The organism is Gallaecimonas aegicerasi (assembly GCF_045291545.1).
Lineage (GTDB): Bacteria > Pseudomonadota > Gammaproteobacteria > Enterobacterales > Gallaecimonadaceae > Gallaecimonas.
Window position 1 is genome coordinate 1,665,895 of sequence record NZ_CP149514.1, and the last position, 21,630, is coordinate 1,687,524.

At 56.4% G+C, this 21,630-nt stretch carries 25 protein-coding genes and 2 tRNA genes; 16 read left to right on the top strand and 11 right to left on the bottom strand.

Features of this window, described 5'->3' with window-relative positions:
• Positions 1-7: 7 nt before the first annotated feature.
• The 5 genes from tpiA (at position 8) to WDB70_RS08205 (ending at position 6,102) form a co-directional block, all read left to right on the top strand.
• Entirely contained in the window at positions 8-772 is a 765-nt protein-coding gene (gene tpiA, locus WDB70_RS08185; RefSeq protein WP_406663259.1) for a triose-phosphate isomerase, read from the top strand.
• 99 nt (positions 773-871) lie between these two features.
• Entirely contained in the window at positions 872-1,804 is a 933-nt protein-coding gene (locus WDB70_RS08190) for an isopenicillin N synthase family dioxygenase (protein WP_406663261.1), read from the top strand.
• A gap of 318 nt (positions 1,805-2,122) precedes the next feature.
• Positions 2,123-4,234: a winged helix-turn-helix domain-containing protein gene (locus WDB70_RS08195; protein WP_406663263.1), complete on the top strand. Its 2,112-nt coding sequence runs from the start codon at positions 2,123-2,125 to the stop codon at positions 4,232-4,234.
• Positions 4,235-4,362: 128 nt separating this feature from the next.
• Complete coding sequence (locus WDB70_RS08200) at positions 4,363-5,442, top strand: OmpA family protein (protein ID WP_406663265.1); 1,080 nt, start codon at positions 4,363-4,365, stop codon at positions 5,440-5,442.
• A 54-nt stretch (positions 5,443-5,496) separates the two neighbouring features.
• On the top strand, positions 5,497-6,102 hold the full coding sequence (locus tag WDB70_RS08205) for a DUF502 domain-containing protein (RefSeq protein ID WP_406663267.1): 606 nt from the start codon (positions 5,497-5,499) through the stop codon (positions 6,100-6,102).
• On the opposite strand, the gene WDB70_RS08210 is transcribed toward WDB70_RS08205, so the two are convergent.
• The gene (locus tag WDB70_RS08210; protein ID WP_406663269.1) at positions 6,093-6,566 is read right to left on the bottom strand and encodes a putative metalloprotease CJM1_0395 family protein; all 474 of its coding nucleotides are present in this window, start codon (positions 6,564-6,566) and stop codon (positions 6,093-6,095) included. The genes WDB70_RS08205 and WDB70_RS08210 overlap by 10 nt on opposite strands.
• Positions 6,567-6,726: 160 nt before the next feature.
• On the opposite strand from WDB70_RS08210, the gene yfbR reads away from it, so the two are divergent.
• A complete protein-coding gene (yfbR, locus tag WDB70_RS08215) occupies positions 6,727-7,284 on the top strand; it encodes a 5'-deoxynucleotidase (RefSeq protein WP_406668046.1) in 558 nt (185 codons plus the stop codon).
• Positions 7,247-8,551 (top strand): anti-phage deoxyguanosine triphosphatase, encoded by a 1,305-nt coding sequence (locus tag WDB70_RS08220; protein ID WP_406663271.1) that lies wholly within the window; start codon positions 7,247-7,249, stop codon positions 8,549-8,551. The genes yfbR and WDB70_RS08220 overlap by 38 nt, the downstream gene beginning before the upstream one ends.
• On the opposite strand, the gene WDB70_RS08225 is transcribed toward WDB70_RS08220, so the two are convergent.
• Positions 8,552-9,184, bottom strand: a complete 633-nt coding sequence (locus WDB70_RS08225; RefSeq protein WP_406663273.1) for a YchE family NAAT transporter — start codon at positions 9,182-9,184, stop codon at positions 8,552-8,554.
• Between the two features lie 213 nt (positions 9,185-9,397).
• Between WDB70_RS08225 and WDB70_RS08230 the strand changes: the two genes are divergently transcribed.
• Both WDB70_RS08230 and WDB70_RS08235 read left to right on the top strand, forming a co-directional pair.
• Positions 9,398-10,048, top strand: a complete 651-nt coding sequence (locus tag WDB70_RS08230) for a 2OG-Fe dioxygenase family protein (protein WP_406663275.1) — start codon at positions 9,398-9,400, stop codon at positions 10,046-10,048.
• Entirely contained in the window at positions 10,023-10,463 is a 441-nt protein-coding gene (locus WDB70_RS08235; RefSeq protein WP_406663277.1) for a YchJ family protein, read from the top strand. Before WDB70_RS08230 ends, WDB70_RS08235 begins: the two co-directional genes overlap by 26 nt.
• A gap of 190 nt (positions 10,464-10,653) precedes the next feature.
• Here WDB70_RS08235 and metA read toward each other — a convergent pair whose 3' ends face one another.
• From metA to WDB70_RS08255, 4 genes are all read right to left on the bottom strand, one after another.
• Positions 10,654-11,607, bottom strand: a complete 954-nt coding sequence (gene metA / locus WDB70_RS08240) for a homoserine O-succinyltransferase (RefSeq protein ID WP_406663279.1) — start codon at positions 11,605-11,607, stop codon at positions 10,654-10,656.
• 95 nt (positions 11,608-11,702) lie between these two features.
• Positions 11,703-12,338, bottom strand: coding sequence for a pyridoxamine 5'-phosphate oxidase (gene pdxH / locus WDB70_RS08245; RefSeq protein ID WP_406663281.1), 636 nt, complete (start codon positions 12,336-12,338; stop codon positions 11,703-11,705).
• Positions 12,339-12,379: 41 nt separating this feature from the next.
• Positions 12,380-13,606 (bottom strand): cysteine desulfurase-like protein, encoded by a 1,227-nt coding sequence (locus WDB70_RS08250; RefSeq protein ID WP_406663283.1) that lies wholly within the window; start codon positions 13,604-13,606, stop codon positions 12,380-12,382.
• A 64-nt stretch (positions 13,607-13,670) separates the two neighbouring features.
• A complete protein-coding gene (locus tag WDB70_RS08255; protein ID WP_406663285.1) occupies positions 13,671-14,165 on the bottom strand; it encodes a VC2046/SO_2500 family protein in 495 nt (164 codons plus the stop codon).
• A 113-nt stretch (positions 14,166-14,278) separates the two neighbouring features.
• On the opposite strand from WDB70_RS08255, the gene WDB70_RS08260 reads away from it, so the two are divergent.
• The 7 genes from WDB70_RS08260 (at position 14,279) to WDB70_RS08290 (ending at position 17,731) form a co-directional block, all read left to right on the top strand.
• A tRNA-Tyr gene (locus WDB70_RS08260) sits at positions 14,279-14,363 on the top strand.
• Positions 14,364-14,410: 47 nt separating this feature from the next.
• Positions 14,411-14,495: transfer RNA gene (locus WDB70_RS08265), tRNA-Tyr, on the top strand.
• 75 nt (positions 14,496-14,570) lie between these two features.
• Positions 14,571-15,299: a hypothetical protein gene (locus WDB70_RS08270; RefSeq protein WP_406663287.1), complete on the top strand. Its 729-nt coding sequence runs from the start codon at positions 14,571-14,573 to the stop codon at positions 15,297-15,299.
• 50 nt (positions 15,300-15,349) lie between these two features.
• Positions 15,350-15,730, top strand: coding sequence for a RidA family protein (locus WDB70_RS08275; RefSeq protein WP_406663289.1), 381 nt, complete (start codon positions 15,350-15,352; stop codon positions 15,728-15,730).
• 102 nt (positions 15,731-15,832) lie between these two features.
• Positions 15,833-16,642, top strand: a complete 810-nt coding sequence (gene xthA / locus WDB70_RS08280; protein WP_406663291.1) for an exodeoxyribonuclease III — start codon at positions 15,833-15,835, stop codon at positions 16,640-16,642.
• On the top strand, positions 16,639-17,274 hold the full coding sequence (locus tag WDB70_RS08285; protein WP_406663293.1) for an energy-coupling factor ABC transporter permease: 636 nt from the start codon (positions 16,639-16,641) through the stop codon (positions 17,272-17,274). Before xthA ends, WDB70_RS08285 begins: the two co-directional genes overlap by 4 nt.
• 7 nt (positions 17,275-17,281) lie before the next feature.
• Positions 17,282-17,731, top strand: a complete 450-nt coding sequence (locus WDB70_RS08290; RefSeq protein WP_406663295.1) for a DMT family transporter — start codon at positions 17,282-17,284, stop codon at positions 17,729-17,731.
• A gap of 10 nt (positions 17,732-17,741) precedes the next feature.
• Here WDB70_RS08290 and rluB read toward each other — a convergent pair whose 3' ends face one another.
• Genes rluB through rnm form a run of 5 tightly spaced genes read right to left on the bottom strand, consistent with a single transcriptional unit; the run spans position 17,742 to position 21,426 of the window.
• Positions 17,742-18,623, bottom strand: a complete 882-nt coding sequence (rluB, locus tag WDB70_RS08295) for a 23S rRNA pseudouridine(2605) synthase RluB (RefSeq protein WP_406663297.1) — start codon at positions 18,621-18,623, stop codon at positions 17,742-17,744.
• Positions 18,620-19,183: an SMC-Scp complex subunit ScpB gene (scpB, locus tag WDB70_RS08300; protein ID WP_406663299.1), complete on the bottom strand. Its 564-nt coding sequence runs from the start codon at positions 19,181-19,183 to the stop codon at positions 18,620-18,622. Before scpB ends, rluB begins: the two co-directional genes overlap by 4 nt.
• On the bottom strand, positions 19,167-19,985 hold the full coding sequence (locus WDB70_RS08305; protein WP_406663301.1) for a segregation and condensation protein A: 819 nt from the start codon (positions 19,983-19,985) through the stop codon (positions 19,167-19,169). The genes scpB and WDB70_RS08305 overlap by 17 nt, the downstream gene beginning before the upstream one ends.
• Positions 19,982-20,602 (bottom strand): L-threonylcarbamoyladenylate synthase, encoded by a 621-nt coding sequence (locus WDB70_RS08310; RefSeq protein ID WP_406663303.1) that lies wholly within the window; start codon positions 20,600-20,602, stop codon positions 19,982-19,984. The genes WDB70_RS08305 and WDB70_RS08310 overlap by 4 nt, the downstream gene beginning before the upstream one ends.
• Complete coding sequence (gene rnm / locus WDB70_RS08315; protein ID WP_406663305.1) at positions 20,599-21,426, bottom strand: RNase RNM; 828 nt, start codon at positions 21,424-21,426, stop codon at positions 20,599-20,601. Before rnm ends, WDB70_RS08310 begins: the two co-directional genes overlap by 4 nt.
• Between the last annotated feature and the right edge of the window lie 204 nt (positions 21,427-21,630).

Genomic DNA, 21,630 nt, shown 5'->3' on the forward strand with positions numbered 1-21,630 from the left:
AGTAACCATGCGACGCCCACTGGTGATGGGAAACTGGAAGCTCAATGGCAGCCTGGCGATGGTCCGGCAGCTATTAGCCGATCTACAGGCCCCGGCAGCACAAGCCGAGGCAGTCAAAGTGGCAGTTTGCCCCCCCTTTGTTTATCTGCCCGAAGCCGCCCGGCTACTCGCTGACAGTGTGATAGCACTGGGTGCCCAGGATTGCAGCAGCCACGCTAACGGCGCTTTTACCGGCGAAGTTGCCGCCAACATGCTGGCCGAACATGCCGTGAGCTATGTGCTGGTTGGCCATTCCGAGCGACGGGCATTACACGGTGAAACCGATGCCATCGTGGCCAGTAAGTTCCAGGCGGCTCAGGCCGCCGGCCTGACGCCGGTACTGTGCGTCGGTGAAACCCTCAATGAGCGTCAGCAAGGGTTGACCGAACAGGTCATCGGCCAGCAGTTACAAGCGGTATTGCAACACACCGACACCGCAGCGCTGGGTAACGCGGTGATCGCGTACGAGCCGGTCTGGGCTATTGGTACCGGCCAGGCTGCCGCCCCTGAAGACGCCCAGGCCGTTCATCAGTTCATCCGCCAGCAACTGGCCAGCGCCAGCAGTGCCAATGTTGCTGAACAACTGGCCATCCTTTACGGCGGCTCGGTCAATGCACAAAACGCTGCCGCCCTCTTTGCAATGGCCGATATCGATGGTGCTCTGGTCGGCGGCGCCGCCCTCGATGCCAGTGCCTTTGCCGGTATCATTAACGCCGCCCAGCAAGCCGGTTAATCACACGAAGTGCTTGCTCCACCGGGCGCAGATGACTAGGATCGCCCGGTTTGGCTTTTTTGCTGCGCGCAGCGTTACCTCAATAACAAGGACACACAGATGGCTTCCATTCCTCACATCGACATGAGTCGCTATGACAGTGATTTTGACGGTCTGGTCAAAGACATTGGCGAAGGCTATAGCTCCTTCGGTTTTATCGCCCTGACCAACCATGGCGTGAGTGACGAAACAATTCACCAGGCGCTGGACATTACCCGTGAACTGTTTGCGCTTCCTGATGACGTGAAAAAGCAGTACTACCTGGAAGGTAAAGGTGGCGCCCGTGGTTACACCCCCTTTGGTACTGAAATTGCCAAAGATGCCAAGCATGTCGATCTAAAAGAATTCTGGCATGTCGGCCGGGAGCTGGACGACAGTCAGGCACAAGCCAATATGCTGCCCAACATCTGGCCGGCAGAAGTGCCCGCCTTCAAACCACGGATGCTGGCGCTGTACAAGGCACTGGATGAGTTGGGTAATAAGGTATTGGACGCTCTGGCGGTGTATCTGCAGCAGCCCCGCAACTACTTCCGCGACAAAGTTGATGTAGGTAACTCTATTTTGCGGCCCCTGCACTACCCGCCCATCATTGATGAAGGTACACCGTCTGTACGGGCCGCCGCCCATGAAGACATCAATGTACTGACTCTGCTGGTGGGCTCACGCGAGCCTGGCCTGGAAGTGCTGGCCAAAGACGGTAGCTGGATCCCGGTAACCATCATCGAAGGCGCGATTATCTGTAATATCGGTGACATGATGCAGCGGTTGACTAACTACCACCTGCCGTCAACCACGCACCGGGTGGTTAACCCACCGGCCCCCTATTCCAGCAGCTCTCGCTACTCCATTCCGTTTTTCCTGCACTTCAATTCGGACTTTGTGATTGATGCCCTGGATAGTTGCATTGATGAAACGCATCCGAAAAAGGATGCCCCCATCACCGCAGATGACTACCTGATGGAACGACTGCGGGAGATTGGCCTAGTTAAGTAACCGGGCTGTTATCGTCAAAAAGGCGCCGCTGGCGCCTTTTTTATTGCAAAAAAAACGGCTTCCAAATGGAAGCCGCGAGAGTGCGTTTTTAACCGCTGGTATGCCAGGGTTGATATCGCGATGCGGCGTTGTCAATCAAGCCCTTGAGTTCGGCTCTCCCTCTCCCTTGCCAAGTTTACCGAGGTAAACTCGTTCCGAAGCAACGGCTTTATTGCCAACGCTCAGTCAGGTTGCTCCCAGTGCCCAACAAAGGCATGATAAACCCATGAGATTTTTATGATCTTTTTATTTCAACAATAAAAACAAAGAGATAAATAGTTGCCAGATAGCGAAAATCTGATCCAGGAACACCTCAGCGCCTTCCGTATCGGCCCCTGGCTGGTACGCCCGGCACTGAACTTGCTCAGCCAGGGAGAAATGGAAATCACCCTGGAACCTCGCGCTATGGCCATTTTACTGATGCTGGCCCGTCACGCCGGCCAGGTTGTCAGCCGCGAACAGTTACTCGATGAAGCCTGGTCAGACGTAGTGGTGTCTGATAATGCTTTGAATCAGTTCATTGTCAAACTGCGCCGGGCACTGGGGGATGATGCCAAAAACCCCCACTTTATTGTGACCGTTCCGAAAAAAGGTTACCGGCTGGTAGCGCCTGTAGCAGATGCCGTACTGGAAGCCCCTCGCCTGCCCCGTTCCCTGCGAGATAAAAAGCGGCTACTACCGCGCCGCCCTCCCTGGTGGAGCTACCTGCTGGTTTTGGCGTTGCTGGCGCCACTGGCCAGCAAGCTGCTGCGAGAGCTGGCACTGAATCAGGGATTTAAAGAAAAGATGACGCTGACTGACCTACCGGGCCAAAAAAGCGGAGCTCAATTTTCACCCGATAGCCGTTACCTGGTATTTAGCTACCGCCAGCAACAACAGCCGCATCAATTGATGCTGCAAAAGTTGCCCGCTGCAGGGACCCACTCGGTAGCCGAGCCGGTGCCGCTGAGCGGTGAGGATGCTGATCGGCTGTCACCCAGCTGGTCACCAGATGGCAAACAACTGGCATATGTTTGGCGCCAGGGCCATCAATGCGAGATCCGTCTGGCCAACCTTGACCGCCAAAACGGGCAACTCACGGCGGTGCAGCGGGTGGTCAGTTGCCATTACGACAACACCCAAACCATGGTGCGTTTTGGCAAGGATAATCAAACGCTGTTTTATAACAGCCGGCAAAGCCCAGAGCGCCCTTACCAGGTTTACCGGCTGCGCCTGGCCACCGGTTATCAAGTACCGCTGACCAACCCGATGGAGCCCGGTGCTGGCGATGTGGCTTTTTTCCTGTCTCCGGGGGGCCAACAGTTGGCGGTGCTTCGCGATCTACGCTGGCGTAAGCATGAAGTACTGTTCTTGGATGCTGGCAGCGGTGAGCGGCAACTGACCATTGATATGGGTAAACATTTACACCATAACGGTTTTAGCTGGGCGGAGGACAACCGCCACTATTATCTGGTCAGCGAGCCGGGCAAACTCGAGCGCATGGATGACTATTTATTGTCCCAGACCGTGCTGGCTGACCGGCCGATCAACCAGCCGGTTTACGACCGCCATGGCGATCAACTGCTGGTCACCGACGGCGAGGCCGAACGGGACATATACCGTATTGCTAACCCGTATTTCACTCCTCACGCCAAAGCCGTGCCGGTAGTCGACTCCGACGCCGATGAATACGCCCCCTCTTTTGCGAGCGATAACAAGACACTGTATTTTGTTTCCCGCCGCTCCGGTGTCAGCCAGTACTGGCGGCTACAGGGCAAGCTGCAACTGCAGCTCACCAGCTTCAGTGAAGACAAACATCTTGGCCAGCTGCATATTCAGGGGCAACTGGCGATCAGTGACGGTGATGATGCCTTGCGGCGTTTTGACAGCCGTGACAGCCACTGGCAAATGACCAAGATGCTGGCCAAGTACAAAGCCAGCAACCCACGCTGGAGCCGGGACGGTAAACACCTGTATTTTGCGTCACATCACAGTGGTGACTGGCAGATCTGGCGCTGGAACAAGGCCTCCGGCAAGGCTCAGCAAATTACTCAGGGTGGCGGCTATTGCGCTCAGCCTGATGCCCGTGAACATTACCTGTACCTGACCCGGGTGCACCGCCCTGGCCTGTGGCGCATGGACTTGAGCAACGGTCAGGTGTCAGAAGTAGGCACCAATATTACCTGGCAGCGCTGTGATGGCTGGCAAGTTGCCGGGGGCGGCATTTACTATTTGACTGATCGCGGCGAGCAGCACTTGCACCGCTATGATTTGGCTACCGGCAGTATCGCCGAGATCCTCGACCTCAATGGCAATCATGTCAGTCAATTTGATGTGTCATCAGACGAACGGCAGTTGGTCTATACCCAGTGGCGTCAACACCCGGCACAGTTCCTGTTGCTACGCCGCTGAATGACTTAACCAAGGCTAAACCTAAATTTGAATTAGTTTCATAAAGATCAATACTTTGCCTAAAATGCGTGGCATGCAATCACGGTTAGATTGCTTTTTTGCCGCCTTTTGGCATGGAGAGATGATTTATGACTCACGTTCGCGCTTTTTCCCCCCTGTTGCTGGCCGCTTTGGTGTCAGCCTCATTTACCGCTGCCGCTGCCAATCCCAGTAAGGATGAACTGGCCGGCCGGACTTACATCGGTGCCCATCTGGGTGCCATGGACTTGGATCAGGACTACCACATCAGCAAGTTCGGTAATCCTTATCAGGTATCACAGAACTTCAAAGCCTTTGTGCCGGGTGTTGAGCTCGGCTACCGGCTGAACAAGGACTGGGGTGTTCGTGGCTACTACGACTACCTGCAGGCCGATCTGCGTGGCACCGGCCGCTCTGGCTACGGTGACAGCTACGGTGTTGATGTGATTTATAACATCGACAACACCTTCTATACCGGCCTGGGTTTGAACAGCACCAAAGTCGAAAACCGCCGTGACACCTTTGCCCGACTGACCGCCGGTGCACGTCACTTTGTGTCCGATAATCTGGCGCTAAAAGCCGAAGCCGCTGTACAGCAAAATGACTCCAACCTGACCAATGTCATTGCCAGCGTCGGCTTGCAGTACTTCTTTGGTGGCAGCAACCACTACAGCGCCCCAACACCGGCGCCACAGCCGGCTCCGGTAGCCCAACCGGTTGACTCTGACCACGATGGGGTTATCGATACGCAGGATGCCTGCCCCGGCACACCAGCCGGTTATGCCGTCGACAGCCGTGGCTGTACCAAGTACCAAACGCAAACCGTTTCAGTAAAACTGCTGGTAAACTTCCCGGTGAACTCCGCCAAGGTGGCTCCTCAGTACTACCCGCAAATCGAGAAAGTTGCCAAGTTCATGAAGGATTTCCCGGAACTGAACGTGGTGATCGAAGGTTATACCGATGACACTGGCGCCGCGAACTACAACCTGAAACTGTCTCAGCGTCGGGCCAAAGCAGTAGGTGATGTGCTGGCCAGCCAGTTCAATATTGACAAGAGCCGCATCAAAACCGTTGGTTATGGCGAAACCCGCCCCGCCGTTGAAGGCACCAGCAAGGCAGCACGGGCGGCTAACCGCCGTATCGAAGCCAAGCTGTCTGCCGAAAAGAAAGTACCGGAAGCCAAGAACTGAGTTGACCGGTCAGCAAAGGGAGCTTAGGCTCCCTTTTTTTATGGGAGTAGGCTGATGTTCAAACCACTTCGCTGGCTGCTGCAGGGCTTTTTGATACTGGCTCCGCTGCTGCTGACCTTCTACCTGCTGTGGGCGCTCTATCACTACTTCAACAAACTGCTGTTTTTGCCGCTGGCCGGGCTTATCACACACTGGTCAGGGCAGCCACTGCCGGAATGGCTGGTGGCACCGGTAGGGCTGCTACTGACTTTACTACTGGTGATGACCGTCGGGCTGCTGACCGGTAATTTATTGGGCCGCACGCTGTTTTGCTGGCTGGATAGGCTGGTCAACCGCTTACCGTTGGTGAAGTTGCTGTACAGCGCCATAAAAGACATCCTCGGCGCCGTTTTTGGCCAGGACAAGCGTTTTTCCAGCCCGGTGCTGGTGCGTCTTGGTGAGGGGGTTGAGGTGCTGGGCTTTATTACCCGCGACGACTTATCTGATCTGGGCCTGGCCGATAAAGTCTCGGTCTATGTTCCACAGTCGTTCAATTTTGCCGGCAACCTGCTGCTGGTAGACAAGGACAAGATCACGGCGATAGCCAGCCCCGCGTCCGAGATCCTGCCGTTAATCATTTCCGGTGGCATCTCCCGGGAACGTCAGGGCCCTCAGGCCTGAAGGTGCAAGCCCTTGGCAGTGCCACTGTCATCCGGTGCACCGGCCTGCTGGTATGCCTGTAACCGTTTATCCTGACGGCTCAGCTCAGCCTGAGCCTTAAGCAGCATCTGCTGGGCCTGGGCTGCAACCATGCGGTCTTGTGCCGAGGGTTGCGCTGGAGCCAGTGCAGCCGCAATGATGGTGCGGGCTTTGTTGATGGTTGCCTGTGGATCGCCAGCAACCTTGCCGGTATCAATACTGACTTCACCACCCACCGCATAACGCTGCCCGTCAGGGCCCCGCTGGTAAGAATACTGGGTGCCCTGCGCCAAAGCGCCCGCGGCACTGCGGTGAGCCTGTTCATGCGCCCGCACTTCCTGGTCACGGCTTTTTAACTGGCGCACCACCTTTTGCTGCTCGGCAAAAGGCTCTGCGGCAGAATGAGTATGGGTGGCGCTCAGTGGTGTCGATGTTGATATTTGCACTTGGTCAAAAACCGAGCAAAAGCCTGCTCTAACCTTACCTCGCCTTGCGCCCCTTTGCCACTCATGGTATCGGTGACATAACCGGAGCCCGGAGGTGGTGTTGGCTAGTCATTTATTTGCTCAATTAGCGCGGTTACGGCTGATCCAACGCTGGCCGCTGATGTACAGCGTGCAATCAGAAAACGTTGCCGAACACAGCTTGCAGGTGGCCATGGTAGCCCACGGTCTGGCGGTGATCCGAAACAGCTATTTTGCCGGCCAAGTCAATGTTGACCGGGTCACAACACTGGCCCTGTTTCATGATGCCTCCGAGGTACTGACCGGCGATCTGCCGACCCCCGTCAAGTACCATAATCCGGCGCTGGCGCAGGAATACAAGAAAATCGAAGCCGCTGCCGAACAACGGCTGCTGTCCATGGTGCCGCCTCCGATGCGTGACAGCTATCAGGGACTCTTTGTGCATGATGACAGCGACGACCTGTTGCAAACCATCGTCAAGGACGCCGATACCCTTTGCGCCTATCTAAAATGCATTCAAGAACTGCACATGGGCAACCATGAGTTCCGGCAGGCCAAAAAACGCCTGGAAGCAATGCTGGATATGCGCATGAATGACAGTATCCGTTTCTTCCTGGAGCATTTTTTGCCCAGCTTTACTTTGCCACTGGATGATATTGCCGATGACCCAGAACACCCCCTGGTACAGCCGCAAAAGTGACAGCGCCGCCAGCCGCGAGCACGACCACCGCAGCCCGGCTCAGCGCGACAAAGCAAGGATCCTGCATTCCGCAGCATTTCGCCGTTTGCAGGCGAAAACGCAGGTGTTGGGGGTGGGCCAGAGTGATTTCTATCGCACTCGCCTGACTCACTCACTGGAAGTGGCCCAGATCGGCACCGGCATTCTCGCCCAGCTACGCATCAAGCATCCGGAACATCAGCAGTGGTTGCCCGAGGATGCACTGATAGAAGCCTTGTGCCTGGCTCACGACATCGGCCACCCGCCTTTTGGCCACGGTGGCGAAGTGGCGCTGAACTACATGATGCGCAATGACGGTAATTTTGAAGGTAATGCCCAGACGCTGCGTATTCTTGCAAAACTCGAACCCTATACCATTGGCCACGGTATGGACTTGTGCCGGCGTACTTTGCTGGGGGTCCTGAAATACCCGGTACTGCAAAGCCAGGTACGCGGCCAGCAACCGCCAGCACCGGCCAACAGCCGCCAGCTCAAAGCCCGTGACTGGTACCCGGCCAAAGCAGTATTTGACGATGATGCCGACACGCTGGCCTGGGTGCTGGAGCCTTTCAGCAGTGCCGATCGGGCGCGCTTTAGCGAAAGCCAGCACCACAACCCGCACCGCAAAGCCCGCTACAAGTCGTTTGATTGTTCCATCATGGAGTTGGCCGACGACATCGCCTATGCCATTCATGATATGGAAGACGCCATCGTGCTGGGGCTGGTTCATCAGGCACACTGGCAGCAGGATGTGCAGCCGGCACTGGCCAACAGTACGCTAGCGATTGATGCCAGCGGCTTGCGTGACGAACTGTTCAGTGGCCAGCACCACCGCCGCAAGCATGCCATTGGCAGCCTGGTGAACCGCTTTATCACCGCCATTGAAGTGGTTAACGACACACACTTTGAGCACCCCTTACTGGCATTGGCTGCACAGCTACCCGATGCAGAAAGTGCCGCGTTGGAGGTCTTTAAACGCTTTGTCTATCGGCGGGTGATTAAGCGCCCGGAGCTACAGGCGCTGGAGTACAAAGGCCAGCAAATGGTCATGGCGCTGTTTGAGGCACTGGCTTCTGATCCGGAGCGGCTATTGCCAGACAACACCCGCCAGCGCTGGCAAGACTCCGGTGGCAGTTTACGGGTCATTGCCGATTACATCGCCGGTATGACTGATGAATACGCCGGCCGTCTCTATGGCACCTTGTTTTTACCGAAGGTCGGTACGGTATTTGAGCACCAGCCGCAATAATCAGCGTGCCAGTACCGGAAACAGCCCCTTGATGCCGTTGGCGATAAATTCCACCGCCAGCGCCATCATCACCAGCCCCATCACCCGGGTAATGAGATTAATGCCGGTGGTGCCCAGCCAGCGCGCCAGTACCGGCGCTGCCAGCAGTATCAGCCAGGTCACCAGCGCCAGTAGTAACATCACTACCGCCAACGCCCCTTTGGCCGCAACGCTGTGATGGCTCTGGGTAAAAACAATGACGGTGGTAATGGCTGCCGGCCCGGCAATCAACGGCAGGGCCAGCGGCACCAAGGTAATGGATTCCATGGTCGCCGCCTCACGGCCTTCCTCACTGGTGCGACGGGTGTCGCCGAGCTTGCCTTGCAACATGGCGATGGCTGTAAAGCCCAGTAGCACCCCACCGGCAACCTGGAACGACGCCACCGAAATAGAGAAAAAGGCCAGAACATTCTCACCTAGCAGCAAAACCAGCCATAAGATAATCAATGACGCCAGTGGTGCCATTAGCGCCGTACGGCGACGTTCGCGAGCACTTTGATCCGACGTCAGGCCAATGAACACCGGCAACAACCCAAAGGGGTTCACAATTGCCAGCATGGCCACAAAAAACTGCATGTAAATACTGTAATCCATGGGACTGACCGGCTGTCGAAATACAAGGCCGCCAGTGTAATCAGCCTTTGCAAAAGCGACGAGCGAGATATTTTGTCGATATAAGCATTAGATTTTTTTATCTAATGATGTAACCCCTGGTTGACGTTTACGTCACAGTCATTGCCATGACATTGTCAAATACTGCCGTTATAATGCCGCCCCTGTTGCATAACCTGACGTTATGGAGAGGCAATGACCAATCTAAGTACCGCCAGCGACTTCACCTATCAGCTCGGGCAACTGCCCAGCGCCGCTGTAACAGCCATGACCCCAAGCTTTGCGGCCCTGCCCAAAGATCCCTACATTCAGGGCGATTTTCGCTACCGCTGCTATTCCAATGTCAAAGTCAGCAACGGCCAGGTACAGCGCCAAGCGACCAAATCCTTTATGCAGTCCAGCGACATCAACAAGTACTTGGGCGATGTAGAGCGGGTTTATGAAGAGATCCCGGACAGCACTCTGCATTCACCGTTGATGGTCGATATGCTGGCCGACTTCAAGCAGCGCTGCGCCCTTGATGACCAGAGCGTCATCGAAATACACCAGATGCGTATCAAAGGCCGCCGCGATGACAATACCCCGCCGGCACCGGAAGGCGTGCACCAGGACGGTTTCGACTATCTGGGCATTTACGTCATGGGCTCTCACCACATCGATGGCGGGGAAGTGATGCTCTACAACGGCCCACAACAGGCACCCTTTTTCTGTGAACGCTTCAATGACGGCCAGTACGTAGTGCTCAATGATCGCCGTTATTTTCATAATGCCGCCCCTATCACCCCCATTGCCGGTCATGACGAAGGCTACTGGGACGTGATTGTCTTTACCGCTCATGCCAACTGAGTGCCCCTGTGGCAGCGGCCAGCGTTACGCTGACTGCTGCCAGCCACTGCATCAAGGGCAACCTGCCGCATCAGCAGCGGCGCTGATGCGGGCACGTTACAGTGCACATGTATTGCAGTTACCGGCATTTATTCTTGCCAGTTGGCACCCCGATAGCCGCCCTGATGAAGCCCAGCTGGCACCGCTACTGGCGCTGGACTGGCAGGGCTTGGAGATCCTTGCCCATCACCACGACAGTGTCACTTTTGTTGCCCGTTATCGCCAGCAAGACAAAACCGCCTTTCACCTGGAGAAAAGCCATTTTGTTTTGACCGACGGGCAATGGCTTTTTCACAGTGCCAGCCACCCCGAGCCCGACCGTAATGCGCCCTGCCCCTGCGGCAGTGGTCGTAAATACAAGCGTTGTTGCCGCTAGGCAAAAATACCAAGGGCAGACCAGCGGCTTTACTTCATCGCTGCAAACCACCAACAGGCGAAATAAAGGCAGTGGCTAGCTGCGCAGCCCTTGTTGGCAACCTATCAGGCCAAGCGGTGAATTTTTGCATTGGCCGAAGCCAGCGAAGACATGAGTGCGAACATTAAGGCTGAGTTATCCAGCAACCCGACTATCGAGACAAAGGGCTGCCAGGGGCAATACTGGCTGGCCGCGGCGCCGAAAGGTCGAAAGGCGTCGCCTGATAAACGCAGTAGTTAAGCCAGTTACTGAACAGCAGGTTGGCATGGCTGCGCCAACGGCTGCGCGGCGCGGCGCCAGGGTCATCACCGGGAAAATAATGCACCGGTAAAGCCGGATCCAGCCCGGCAGCACAGTCACGCTGATATTCTTCCGCCAAGGTCATGGCGTCGTATTCCGGATGGCCACTGACATAAACCTCACGGCCATCACCACTGGCAGCCATGTAGACACCGGACTCCGGGTGACTGGCCAGAATATCCAGGCTCGCCACCTGGCCAATCGCCTCTTCAAAAAAGTCGCCATAACGGCTCAGCGGCACCAGAAACTGGTCATCAAAACCGCGGGTCAGCTGGTGCTGGCTGTTGTGCAGTTGCTGCGCATAAATGCCCGACCACTTCTGCTGTCGGCTACTTCTGGGCACAGCATGGTAATAATACAGCGCCGCCTGCGCCGCCCAGCATAAGAACATGCTGGAGGTAACATGCGCCCTGGCCCAGTCCAGCACTGCCTGCAATTGTGGCCAGTAACGCACTTCAGAGAATGGCAACTGACCAAGGGGGGCACCGGTAATAATCAAGCCGTCGACATTGTGCTCACGGATACTCGAAAAATCCCGGTAAAAACGACTTAGGTGAGCATTGCAGGTATGCCGTGAAGGCTGGTCATCAATGCGCAGCAAAGTCACATTGACCTGAAGTGGCGTATTGGCCAGTAACCGCAGAATTTGGTTTTCCGCCGCAATTTTTTGCGGCATCAGGTTCAGCAGCACCACTTCCAGTGGCCGGATGTCCTGATGCAAAGCCTGACTTTCCGGCATCACAAATACATTTTCCTGGCGCAACAGGTCAGCAGCGGGTAACGCATCAGGGATCCGGATCGGCATGGTAGTCTCCAGTAACACACCGCCACATTTAACCATCTAAATATCTAGACGTCCATAGTAACCAGGGTAATAAAAAAGCGCCTGACGGCGCCTTTTTATGGTGACAGCCACTGTTGCTGCCAGCCAGAGTCGCCCTGCTGATAGCGCACCCGATGATGCAAGCGATTCTCCCTCCCGGCCCAGAATTCAAAGCCCTGCGGACATAACACATAGCCACCCCAATGCGGTGGGCAAGGCACTTCCCCGGGGAAACGGGCTTCTGCCGCCGCCAGTTGGCCATCCAGTACCGCCGGTGAACTGATCGCAGAAGATTGTGCCGATGCCCAGGCCCCGAGCTGTGAACCGCGGGGGCGCGAGGCAAAGTACGCCTGCGAGTCGGCCCGTGGGAGTTTTTCCACGTGCCCCCAAACCCGTACCTGACGAGCCAGGTGCGGCCAGTAGAAGTTCATACTGGCTCGATCATCAGCTGCCAGCTCATAACCTTTCGCAGAATCATAGTTACTGAAAAACTGCAGCCCCTGTGCGCTTAGCCCCTTAAGCAGCAAGATCCGCGACTGTGGAAAGCCGTCCAGTCCGTGAGTCGTCAGGGTCATGGCATTGACTTCCAGCCAATCCACCGGGGCGGCGTCTCGGGCCTCAGCAAACCAGCGCTCGAATTGCTTGAGCGGGCACGGGTCCAGTTCCGTTAACGGGGCATGGCGAAACACCCGCCGCATGGCATCAATACTCATTGCAGCTCCAATAAAAAAGGCAGTCCTTAGACTGCCTTAGCTTACTTCACCAGACTTTGTAGCACATCAAAGAAGCGGTCCAATTCCGCCACCGTGGTGTAATGCATGCACCCGGCTCGCACAATACCGTCAACACCCAGCTGCTGCATCAACCCCAGCGCATAGAAGTTGCCGTCACCCAGGCAAATGCCTTCTGCGGCCATGGCTTCAGAGATCTGGCGGTTCGCCACACCTTGCAGAGTGAAAGCAAAGGTGGGGGTGCGCTCAGCCAGCCGCGCCGGCTCGCTAATACCATAGAGCGTCAAACCATCAAACTGGGCGGCACGGGCCAGAAAGTGCCGGCTTAACGCCATTTCATGTTCTTTGATTGCCAGATAGCTCTGCTGCAACCGCTGACGCCGCGGCAAGGATGCTTCGGCACCGGCAATAGCTGCCAGGTAGTCGACGGTTGCTATCAGGCCCGCCAGAGCTTCAAAGCTCTGGGTACCGGTTTCAAACTTGTTGGGGATCTGATTGCTCGCAGGCTCAACCTTGTAAGGTTGCAAAGCCTCCAGCAGCGCCCGCTTGCCGTACACCATGCCCAGGTGCGGACCAAAAAATTTATAGGCGCTACAGGCAAGAAAATCACAATCCAGGGCCTGCACATCAACCAATTCGTGAGGCGTGTAATGTACAGCATCAACCCAGACCAGAGCGCCGGCCTGATGCGCCGCCGCGACAATTTTTTTGACATCGACAATACTGCCGGTGGTATTGGATGCGTGAGTCAGCGCGACCAGGCGCGTTTTCGGCCCTAATTTGGCCAGTAGCGCATCATAGTCGAGGGTGCAGTCGGCGGTTTTAACCGGGATCTGATGCACCGTCACACCTTTGTCTGCCGCCGCCTGCTGCCAGGATGACACATTGGAGTAATGATCCAGCCCGGTCACAATCACCTCATCACCGGCTTGCCAGTCACGGCTGATGGCCCGGCTCAGCGCAAAGGTCAAGGTGGTCATATTGGGGCCAAAGATAATTTGCTCCGGGCTTTGCGCATTCAACAGATCTGCCGCCGCCTGGCGAGCGTCAGCCATCACCGCCATGGTCTTGTGAGAGGAAAAGTAGGCGCCCCCCAGGTTGGCGTTATAACGCCCCAAGTAACCAGTCATGGCGGCCAATACCGACTCCGGTACCTGGGCTCCGCCCGGGCCATCAAGGAAGACCGGTGCACGGCCGTGCAAATCTTGGTTCAGGGCAGGAAACTGTGCTCGCAGGGCTTGAATATTCACAACAGGTCATCCGGTTAGATCAGGGCGGCGCCAGTGTAATGAGGGGGGTAAAGCAAGTCCAGCGTCAGGCCGGTGCCATAGCTGCGGTTTGTCGCATCTGGGCCAGCACCTCACCGAGATCGGCATTGGCTGTTAGCGCCGAGGGCGCCGGCATCGCCTCACCCCGGGCTCTTTTCGCCGCCCGAGGTTCCAAATCGGCCAGTAACTGCGGCGGCAGATAAGCAGCATCGGCGACATGGTCAATAACCGGCTCAGGGTCCAGGCAATCGAACAGCCGGGCGGCATGCATACCGCCCTGATGAAACGCCTCGCTCAGTGCATTGGAACGCGCCGGTGTTCGCGCATCAATGCCCAATGGCCGCACCGGGCCGGTAGCCAGCCCTAACGTACGTGGCCTGGCGCCGCTATCTGGGCTGGCCAATCCAGGCTTTTGCAGCACATCATCACCCAGCATCGCCAGTAGCAGAGCAAAGCGCGAACGCTCGCCCACCGCCACCGCTGACGCCAACTCGGGCGCCAGTTGCAGCTCATCCTGGAATGAAAGGCCATTGATTTGCACAGATAATCAGCAATTAAGCAGGTTTGAATCGTTATCGGCAGGTTAGCCAGGTTTTTTAGCAAATTTCTGCCTTTACAGCGGATCTGATTTTGGTATTATGGCCGCCGCATCGGGGTGGGGTTCCCGAGTGGCCAAAGGGATCAGACTGTAAATCTGACGGCTCAGCCTTCGAAGGTTCGAATCCTTCCCCCACCACCATCCTTTACAACGAAAGTGGTCTGCTGGCGGCTTTCTACACGAACTCCGGTGGGGTTCCCGAGTGGCCAAAGGGATCAGACTGTAAATCTGACGGCTCAGCCTTCGAAGGTTCGAATCCTTCCCCCACCACCATTATTCAGGCCGCCTTTCAGGCGGCTTTTCTTTTGCGGTATACTGCTCCGCCTTTTTTGATGAGACCGCGCCAACGTGGAACTTCAGGAACTCACTGACCAACTGATCGCCCGCTATCACGAAGGGTTGGAAGTCTGGCAAGACAGTCACGAAACCGAAGCCGGCCAGTTTCAGGACAGCCTGCTGGTGCACCGTGACTGGGCCACCCTGACCACCACCGAGCCCGGTAGCTGGCTGGCCTGCCTGGTGTATTGCCTGGAAGTGGCTGCGATTGTCCGGCTGGCCAGTGAATACCCGGGGTTCAGCTTGTTGCCTGAGCGCCAGCAAATCGACGTAGCGGCGCTGATCACTGAAGCGGAAATGACCACCGCCCTGACCCGCGCCCTGCCCCAGGCCTTTGATAACAATCACCCCAAAGCGGATGAAAGCAGAGAGTTTATTCCTGACGAAGCCCGGGAAATGCTCGACACCCTGATAAGCCTGGCCGATTCAGCCCCGGAGCCGCATCGCCATGAGGGAGATTCGTTTATCTGCCTGATGGATACCCTGCAATCCGGCGCGGTCGACTTTGCCGTAGAGTACGTGTCTGAGCACACTGAGTTGATGCAACCAACCCTCGGTGTTACCGCCATCTTGCAAGACATGCTGGTGGAAATGACGATACTGGACGAGCACTACGTCAGCCAGCGGCTGCTGACCTTTGTCAAGCGCTTCAGTAACTCACTGCTGACCTCGCAGCGGCTGGAGATGGTTGCCGAACTGATGGAAAAACCACGCCCGAGCAACACCAAGGTACTGCACTGACGCCCGGTAAACTGCTACGCTTGGCAGCTTGTTAGCACAGGAACCTGGTCATGACCCAAACCATCATCAATACCAAAGACGCTCCGGCCGCCATCGGCCCTTACGTGCAGGCCCGGCAGGCCGGCCCTTTCCTGTATACCTCCGGGCAGATCCCCCTGCACCCGCAAACCGGCGTCATGGCTGAAGGCATTGAAGCCCAGACCGCCCAGGCACTGGCAAACGTCAATGCCATACTGACTGCCGCCGGGCTCGATAAACAACACGTGGTCAAGACCATGGTGTTTGTCAAAGACATGCAGGATTTTGCAACGGTCAATGGCATTTATGAGCAATTTTTTGGTGAGCACAAACCCGCACGCAGCTGCGTTGAAGTAGCACGTTTGCCCAAAGATGCGCTGATTGAAATCGAGGCCATTGCCTACAGCGGCTAAGGCCTGAGCCACGCGGCATTCGCCGCGTGGCTGTACCTTCATCACAGCGTCTATTCTGATACACTGGCGAGCACTTCAATGCTCTGTGATATCAGGATGTTCATGAAAATCATCTCCTTCAACATCAATGGTCTGCGCGCCCGCCTGCACCAGCTTCAAGCCCTTATCGACAAGCACCAGCCGGATATCATTGGCTTGCAGGAAACCAAAGTACATGACGAGCAGTTTCCGCTGGAGGATGTCAAAGCCATGGGCTACGACGTGCACTTTCATGGCCAAAAAGGGCATTACGGGGTGGCATTGATGTCCAAGGTGCCGCCGCTGGCGGTTGAGCGCGGCTTTGCCAGCGATGACGACAGTGCCCAGCGCCGCTTCATTACCGGCCGTTTTGCCCTGCCCGATGGCCGCACCCTGACGGTCATGAATGGCTACTTCCCGCAAGGGGAAAATCGTAGCCATGAAATCAAATTTCCAGCCAAGGAAAAATTCTACGCCGATCTGCAAGCAACCCTGGAAAACAACCACAGCCCGGATGAGCCTTTGGTGATCATTGGCGATATGAACATTTCCAGCACCGACCTGGACATTGGCATCGGTGAGGCCAATGCCAAGCGCTGGCTGCGCGAAGGTAAATGCTCTTTTCTGCCGGAAGAACGTGAGTGGATGACACGGTTGCTTGACTGGGGGCTGGTAGACACTTTCCGGGCTCTGCACCCGGATGAAGACAAGCAGTATTCCTGGTTTGATTACCGCTCGCGTGGTTTTGATGACAACCGCGGCCTGCGCATCGACCTGGTGCTGGCAACCCAGACTCTGGCTGAAAACGCGGTGGAGTCAGGCATCGACTACGAATTGCGTGGTATCGAAAAGCCGTCCGACCACGCACCGATCTGGACCACCTTTAAGGTATGACCAACGCCGCGCTGCTGGCTTGTTACCTGGCGCTGACCCTCTGGGCACAGCGTCGGGCAACCCTGCAGTTGCTGCGTAAAGCGCCCTGGTTACAGGGGCTGTTTTTCACCGCCGCCCTCGCCCTGTTGTTGTTGTGGTTGATCCAGGCCGGTATCGAGCCCGGCTTGGAGGTACACTTCCTCGGATTGACCACCGTGACCCTGATGCTGGGCTGGCGGTTGGCGCTGTTGGTAGCGTTATTGCCATTAGCGCTGCTGACGCTGGCTGGCATTGAGCAGTGGCAGGATATGGGCGTTAATGCCCTGGCCGGGATTGCCGTGCCAGTACTGGGGTCAGAAGGGGTTCGGCAGCTGGTTTACCATTACCTGCCTCACCATCTGTTCATTTATTTTTTCTGCGCGGGCTTTTTTAACGGCGCGCTGGCCTTGGTGGCGCAAATGCTGGCTATGGCCGGCTGGTTTTACTGGGGCGCCGGGCTCAGTGGTGAACAGATCTACAGCAATTACCTGTTGCTGATGCCACTACTGGCTTTTCCCGAGGCATTACTCAATGGCATGGCTGTCACCATCATGGCCATTTACCGCCCCCACTGGCTAAAGGAATTTCACGACAGTGACTACCTCAACCAATGAGTACAGTATGAATCTGATCCTGTTTTTATTACTGGCCACTTTGCTGGCCGGCGCCATGATGCCAGTGCAAGCTGGCATTAATGCGCAGTTGGCTAACCACACCGGTGGCGCTGTTTGGGCTGCTTTTATCAGCTTTTTTGTCGGCACCATGGTACTGGGCGGGTATTTGCTGCTCAGCCGCCAAAGCGCGCCGGCAGCCGGTGCCTTGCTGGCTTTGCCCTGGTGGCAGTGGGTTGGCGGTATCTTAGGTGCCTTTTTCGTAGCCGTCAGTGCCTATGCCGCACCGCGGCTAGGGGCAGCAGCCTTTATCGGCTTGTTGGTATCAGGGCAAATGGCGGCTTCACTGCTACTGGATAATCAAGGCTGGCTGGGTTATCTGCAGAAGGATTTCAGCCTACCAAGATTATTTGGCGCCTTGATGATTGTCGGCGGCGTGATCCTTATCCGCCGCTTTTAAAAAAAGCGCCTTAAGGCGCTTTTTTAGCAGACCGTGCCGGCCGCCCCTGTTGCTCACGAGCCCGATCACGCTTTACCGCCCGGCGAATTCGCGCCGCTTTCACGTAAGGGTTTTCCTTACCTTCAGCGCGTTCATCGAGCACCGTACGGGTTTCGTTGGGCAGGCCGACCAGCTTACGCAGGTAATTGACCTCTTCTTTACCCAGTTCTTTCCAACCTCCCTGGGGGAGTTTTCTGTCCAGGGCCATTTTGCCGTATTGAGTACGGATCAGGCGCGAGACTTTCACATCCTGGGTTTCCCAGAGCCGCCGTACTTCACGGTTACGGCCTTCGGCCAGGGTGACATGAAACCACTGGTTGATGCCTTCACCGCCGCCACGTTTAATGCTGTTGAACTTGGCCGGGCCATCTTCAAGCTGTACACCGTTTTTCAGTGTGCTGAGCATGCTGTGGCTCACCTCGCCAAAGATACGAACCTGGTATTCCCGTTCAATTTGATGGCTGGGGTGCATCAGCCGGTTTGCCAGCTCCCCATCGGTGGTGAACAGCAACAACCCGGAGGTGTTGATATCCAGCCGGCCCACGGCCACCCAGCGCCCCTGCTTGAGCCGCGGCAGGCGGTCAAACACCGTTGGACGACCATCCGGATCTTTGCGTGAGCACAACTCCCCTTCCGGCTTGTTGTACATCAGTACCCGGCAAATCACGTCGTCAGCAGCACTAATGGCCACCTGATGGCCGTCAATACGCACTTCGGCGTGGCTGTCGATACGATCGCCCAATGTCGCCACTTTGCCATTAACGCTGATGCGACCTGCGCTGATGAGGGTTTCTAACTGGCGGCGCGAGCCATGGCCGGCACGGGCCAGTACTTTTTGCAGTTTTTCGGTCATGATGGTTCCTCTTCGAGCCTCCCGGCTGGGTTGTTGACGTCCATCAGCTCAGGCAGATCGCCCAAACCTTTGAGATTCATGTCATCCAGAAACTGGCGGGTGGTGCCATAAAGCGCCGGGCGTCCCGGCACTTCCTTGCTGCCCACAACCTTGATCCAGCCCCGTTCTTCTAAGGTGCGGATGATCTGGGTACTGACCGCCACCCCCCGTACGTCTTCAATTTCACCGCGGGTAATGGGCTGGCGGTAGGCAATCAACGCCAGGGTTTCCATGGTTGCCCGCGAATAACGCGGGGCTTTTTCTACCCATAACCGCGACAACATCGGACTCAATGCATCGTCGGCCTGAAAACGCCAACCACTGGCCACTTCCACCAGGCGGATACCCCGGGGCTGATAGTCCAGCTGCAACCCTTGCAGGGCCTTTTTCAGCCGCGGGCGCGTGATTGTAAAGCCTTGCAGCACAGAGTCCAGTAAATCCTGTTCTGATAATGGCCGGCCGGCCACAAAGAGGGCGGCTTCCAGCAACTGGCTCAGTTGCGCTTCACTGATCGTCGCCATCACATCTCTCCACACGGATCGGGCTTAACGGTTGTGGCTGAATAATGCGCACCGCCGCCAGCTTTTGCAGCTCCAAAATGGCAATGAAGGTCACTACCACGCCGGCACGCCCTTCTTCTACCGCAAACAGTGCCAGAAACGGCAGGTGCGGATGCTGGCTTAACGTTTCCAGTACCTGAGCCATGCGCTCGCGGGTCGACAGTTTTTCCCGGCTGACCTGGTGCTTTTCAAACATCGCCGCTTTTTTCAGCACCGCTGCCAAGGCCAGGGCTAATTCCTGTGCGCCCACTTCCGGTAGCAGTTGCACCGGCTGGCAGCTTTCTCCCGGCTCGGCCTGGGCTAAAAAGGTATCGCGCTCCAGCCGCGGTAAGGCATCCACATCGGCTGCGGCTTTTTTAATAATTTCATATTCTTGCAGGCGGCGGATCAGCTCGGCCCGTGGGTCCTGGCCTTCCTCATCGTCGTCACTGTGGCGCTTGGGTAGTAACAGGCGGGATTTGATTTCAGCCAGGATGGCTGCCATGACCAGGTATTCTGCCGCCAGTTCCAGCTTTAGCTCCTGCATCAGTTCGACGTACTCCATGTACTGGCCGGTAATGCGGGCGATGGGCATGTCGACGATGTCGACCTTATCCCGGCGGATCAGATAAAGCAGCAGATCCAGTGGCCCCTCAAAGGCTTCCAGAAACACTTCCAGTGCTTCGGGAGGGATGTAAAGATCATCCGGCAACTCCGTCAGCGGCTGGCCATGCACAAAGGCCAGCGGCAGAGGTTGCTGCACCGTCGGGGCGTCTTGGCTCATTGGAAGGGGGTTATGTCGCCACTACCATGACGGAGGATCTCGGCACTCTCGTCACTGAGATCCACCACCGTGGTCGGCTGCTCACCCAAGACACCACCGTGAATAATGAGATCCACGTGTTTTTCCAGACCATCACGAAAATCTTCAGGATCGGACTCGGTAAAGCTGTTACCCGGCAAAATCAGCGAGGTCGACATCATCGGCTCACCCAAAGCATCCAGCAGGGCCAGGGCAATGGCGTTATCCGGTACCCGTAAGCCAATGGTTTTGCGTTTCGGGTTCAGCAGCCGCTTGGGTACTTCCTTGGTGCCTTTGAGAATAAAAGTGTAAGGCCCCGGCGTGTTATTACGCAGCAACCGGAACGCCTGGTTATCAACCCGGGCGTACAGCGACAACTCAGACAAATCTTTGCACACCAGTGTGAAGTTATGGTCACTGTGCAGTTGGCGCAAACGAATGATGCGCTCCAGGGCATTTTTATCGCCCAGATGGCAGCCCAGCGCATACCCTGAGTCGGTAGGGTAAACAATCACACCACCATTGCGGATAATGGCTACCGCTTGGCTTATCAGCCGCGCCTGAGGCGTTTGCGGATGGATATAAAAAAACTGACTCATGCTCTCTCCCTGTCCCACACTGCCTGGCAACCGGCCGGCAGGTAGAGATTACGACCCAGCTCACTGAACGGGCTGGGGTAATGAAAATCGGACCCTTGCGATGCCAGCAACTGATGCTCGGCCGCCAGTTCGGCCAGAAAACGCCGCTCATGCAAAGGCTGCTGACATTGTGCCACTTCCATGCCCTGCCCGCCCATCTCGGCAAAGTCCCGCACCAGCTGACGTAACCACTTGGCTGACAATTTGTAACGGCCGGGATGAGCCAGTACGGCAACACCGCCAGCGGCATTGATGGTCGCAATAGCCGCCGCCATATCAGGCCAGGGTGGTGGCACATAGCCAGGATTACCGCGGGTCAGGTACTTTTTAAAGACCCCCTGCATCGAACTGGCTTTCCCCAGGCTTAGAATGTACTGGGCAAAATGCGCTCGGGTTAACGTCCCCTCGCCGGCCAGGGCCTTGGCACCGGCCAAAGCATCAGGAATGTGGGCCTTCTCCAGCCGCTCGGCAATGGCCTCTGCGCGTTGCTGACGCCGCGTCGCCTGGTCACTGATCAATGCAACTAAAGCCGGGTGCGCGGGGTTCACCCACAGCCCGACAACATGAATTTCATGGTGCTGCCAGAAGGTTGAAAATTCAACACCGTCAATAACTTCAAGATTATGTTCGGCAGCGGCACGGTGTCCTTCCGGCAAACCGGCGACGGTGTCGTGATCGGTGATGGCAAGATGGGTTACGCCGCGGCTGGCGGCACGGTTGACCAGCTCAGTCGGGCTGAGCTTGCCGTCGGAAAAATGGCTGTGGCTGTGCAGGTCATAAAGCATGACACTATTCTACCTGAAATATCTCGTTGACAGAGCCTGTCGGCGGTATTAGTTTGAAAAACAAGACGACAAGCACTGAGACTGGATCTGATGCAACAGCCAATGCAAAACCTGACCAACTGGTGGTGGCACAACCCTTAAGCGGGCTGTGTGTATTGGTGTATTCGTCAACACATTCAAGGGCCCGCACTGCGCGGGCCCTTT

Coding starts and splice junctions, on each gene's coding strand:
- tpiA (WP_406663259.1), top strand. CDS start 8: ATGCGACGCCCACTGGTGATGGGAAACTGGAAGCTCAATGGCAGCCTG.
- WDB70_RS08190 (WP_406663261.1), top strand. CDS start 872: ATGGCTTCCATTCCTCACATCGACATGAGTCGCTATGACAGTGATTTT.
- WDB70_RS08200 (WP_406663265.1), top strand. CDS start 4,363: ATGACTCACGTTCGCGCTTTTTCCCCCCTGTTGCTGGCCGCTTTGGTG.
- WDB70_RS08205 (WP_406663267.1), top strand. CDS start 5,497: ATGTTCAAACCACTTCGCTGGCTGCTGCAGGGCTTTTTGATACTGGCT.
- yfbR (WP_406668046.1), top strand. CDS start 6,727: ATGTACAGCGTGCAATCAGAAAACGTTGCCGAACACAGCTTGCAGGTG.
- WDB70_RS08220 (WP_406663271.1), top strand. CDS start 7,247: ATGACCCAGAACACCCCCTGGTACAGCCGCAAAAGTGACAGCGCCGCC.
- WDB70_RS08225 (WP_406663273.1), bottom strand. CDS start 9,184: ATGGATTACAGTATTTACATGCAGTTTTTTGTGGCCATGCTGGCAATT.
- WDB70_RS08230 (WP_406663275.1), top strand. CDS start 9,398: ATGACCAATCTAAGTACCGCCAGCGACTTCACCTATCAGCTCGGGCAA.
- metA (WP_406663279.1), bottom strand. CDS start 11,607: ATGCCGATCCGGATCCCTGATGCGTTACCCGCTGCTGACCTGTTGCGC.
- pdxH (WP_406663281.1), bottom strand. CDS start 12,338: ATGAGTATTGATGCCATGCGGCGGGTGTTTCGCCATGCCCCGTTAACG.
- WDB70_RS08275 (WP_406663289.1), top strand. CDS start 15,350: ATGACCCAAACCATCATCAATACCAAAGACGCTCCGGCCGCCATCGGC.
- xthA (WP_406663291.1), top strand. CDS start 15,833: ATGAAAATCATCTCCTTCAACATCAATGGTCTGCGCGCCCGCCTGCAC.
- WDB70_RS08285 (WP_406663293.1), top strand. CDS start 16,639: ATGACCAACGCCGCGCTGCTGGCTTGTTACCTGGCGCTGACCCTCTGG.
- WDB70_RS08290 (WP_406663295.1), top strand. CDS start 17,282: ATGAATCTGATCCTGTTTTTATTACTGGCCACTTTGCTGGCCGGCGCC.
- rluB (WP_406663297.1), bottom strand. CDS start 18,623: ATGACCGAAAAACTGCAAAAAGTACTGGCCCGTGCCGGCCATGGCTCG.
- scpB (WP_406663299.1), bottom strand. CDS start 19,183: ATGGCGACGATCAGTGAAGCGCAACTGAGCCAGTTGCTGGAAGCCGCC.
- WDB70_RS08305 (WP_406663301.1), bottom strand. CDS start 19,985: ATGAGCCAAGACGCCCCGACGGTGCAGCAACCTCTGCCGCTGGCCTTT.
- WDB70_RS08310 (WP_406663303.1), bottom strand. CDS start 20,602: ATGAGTCAGTTTTTTTATATCCATCCGCAAACGCCTCAGGCGCGGCTG.
- rnm (WP_406663305.1), bottom strand. CDS start 21,426: ATGCTTTATGACCTGCACAGCCACAGCCATTTTTCCGACGGCAAGCTC.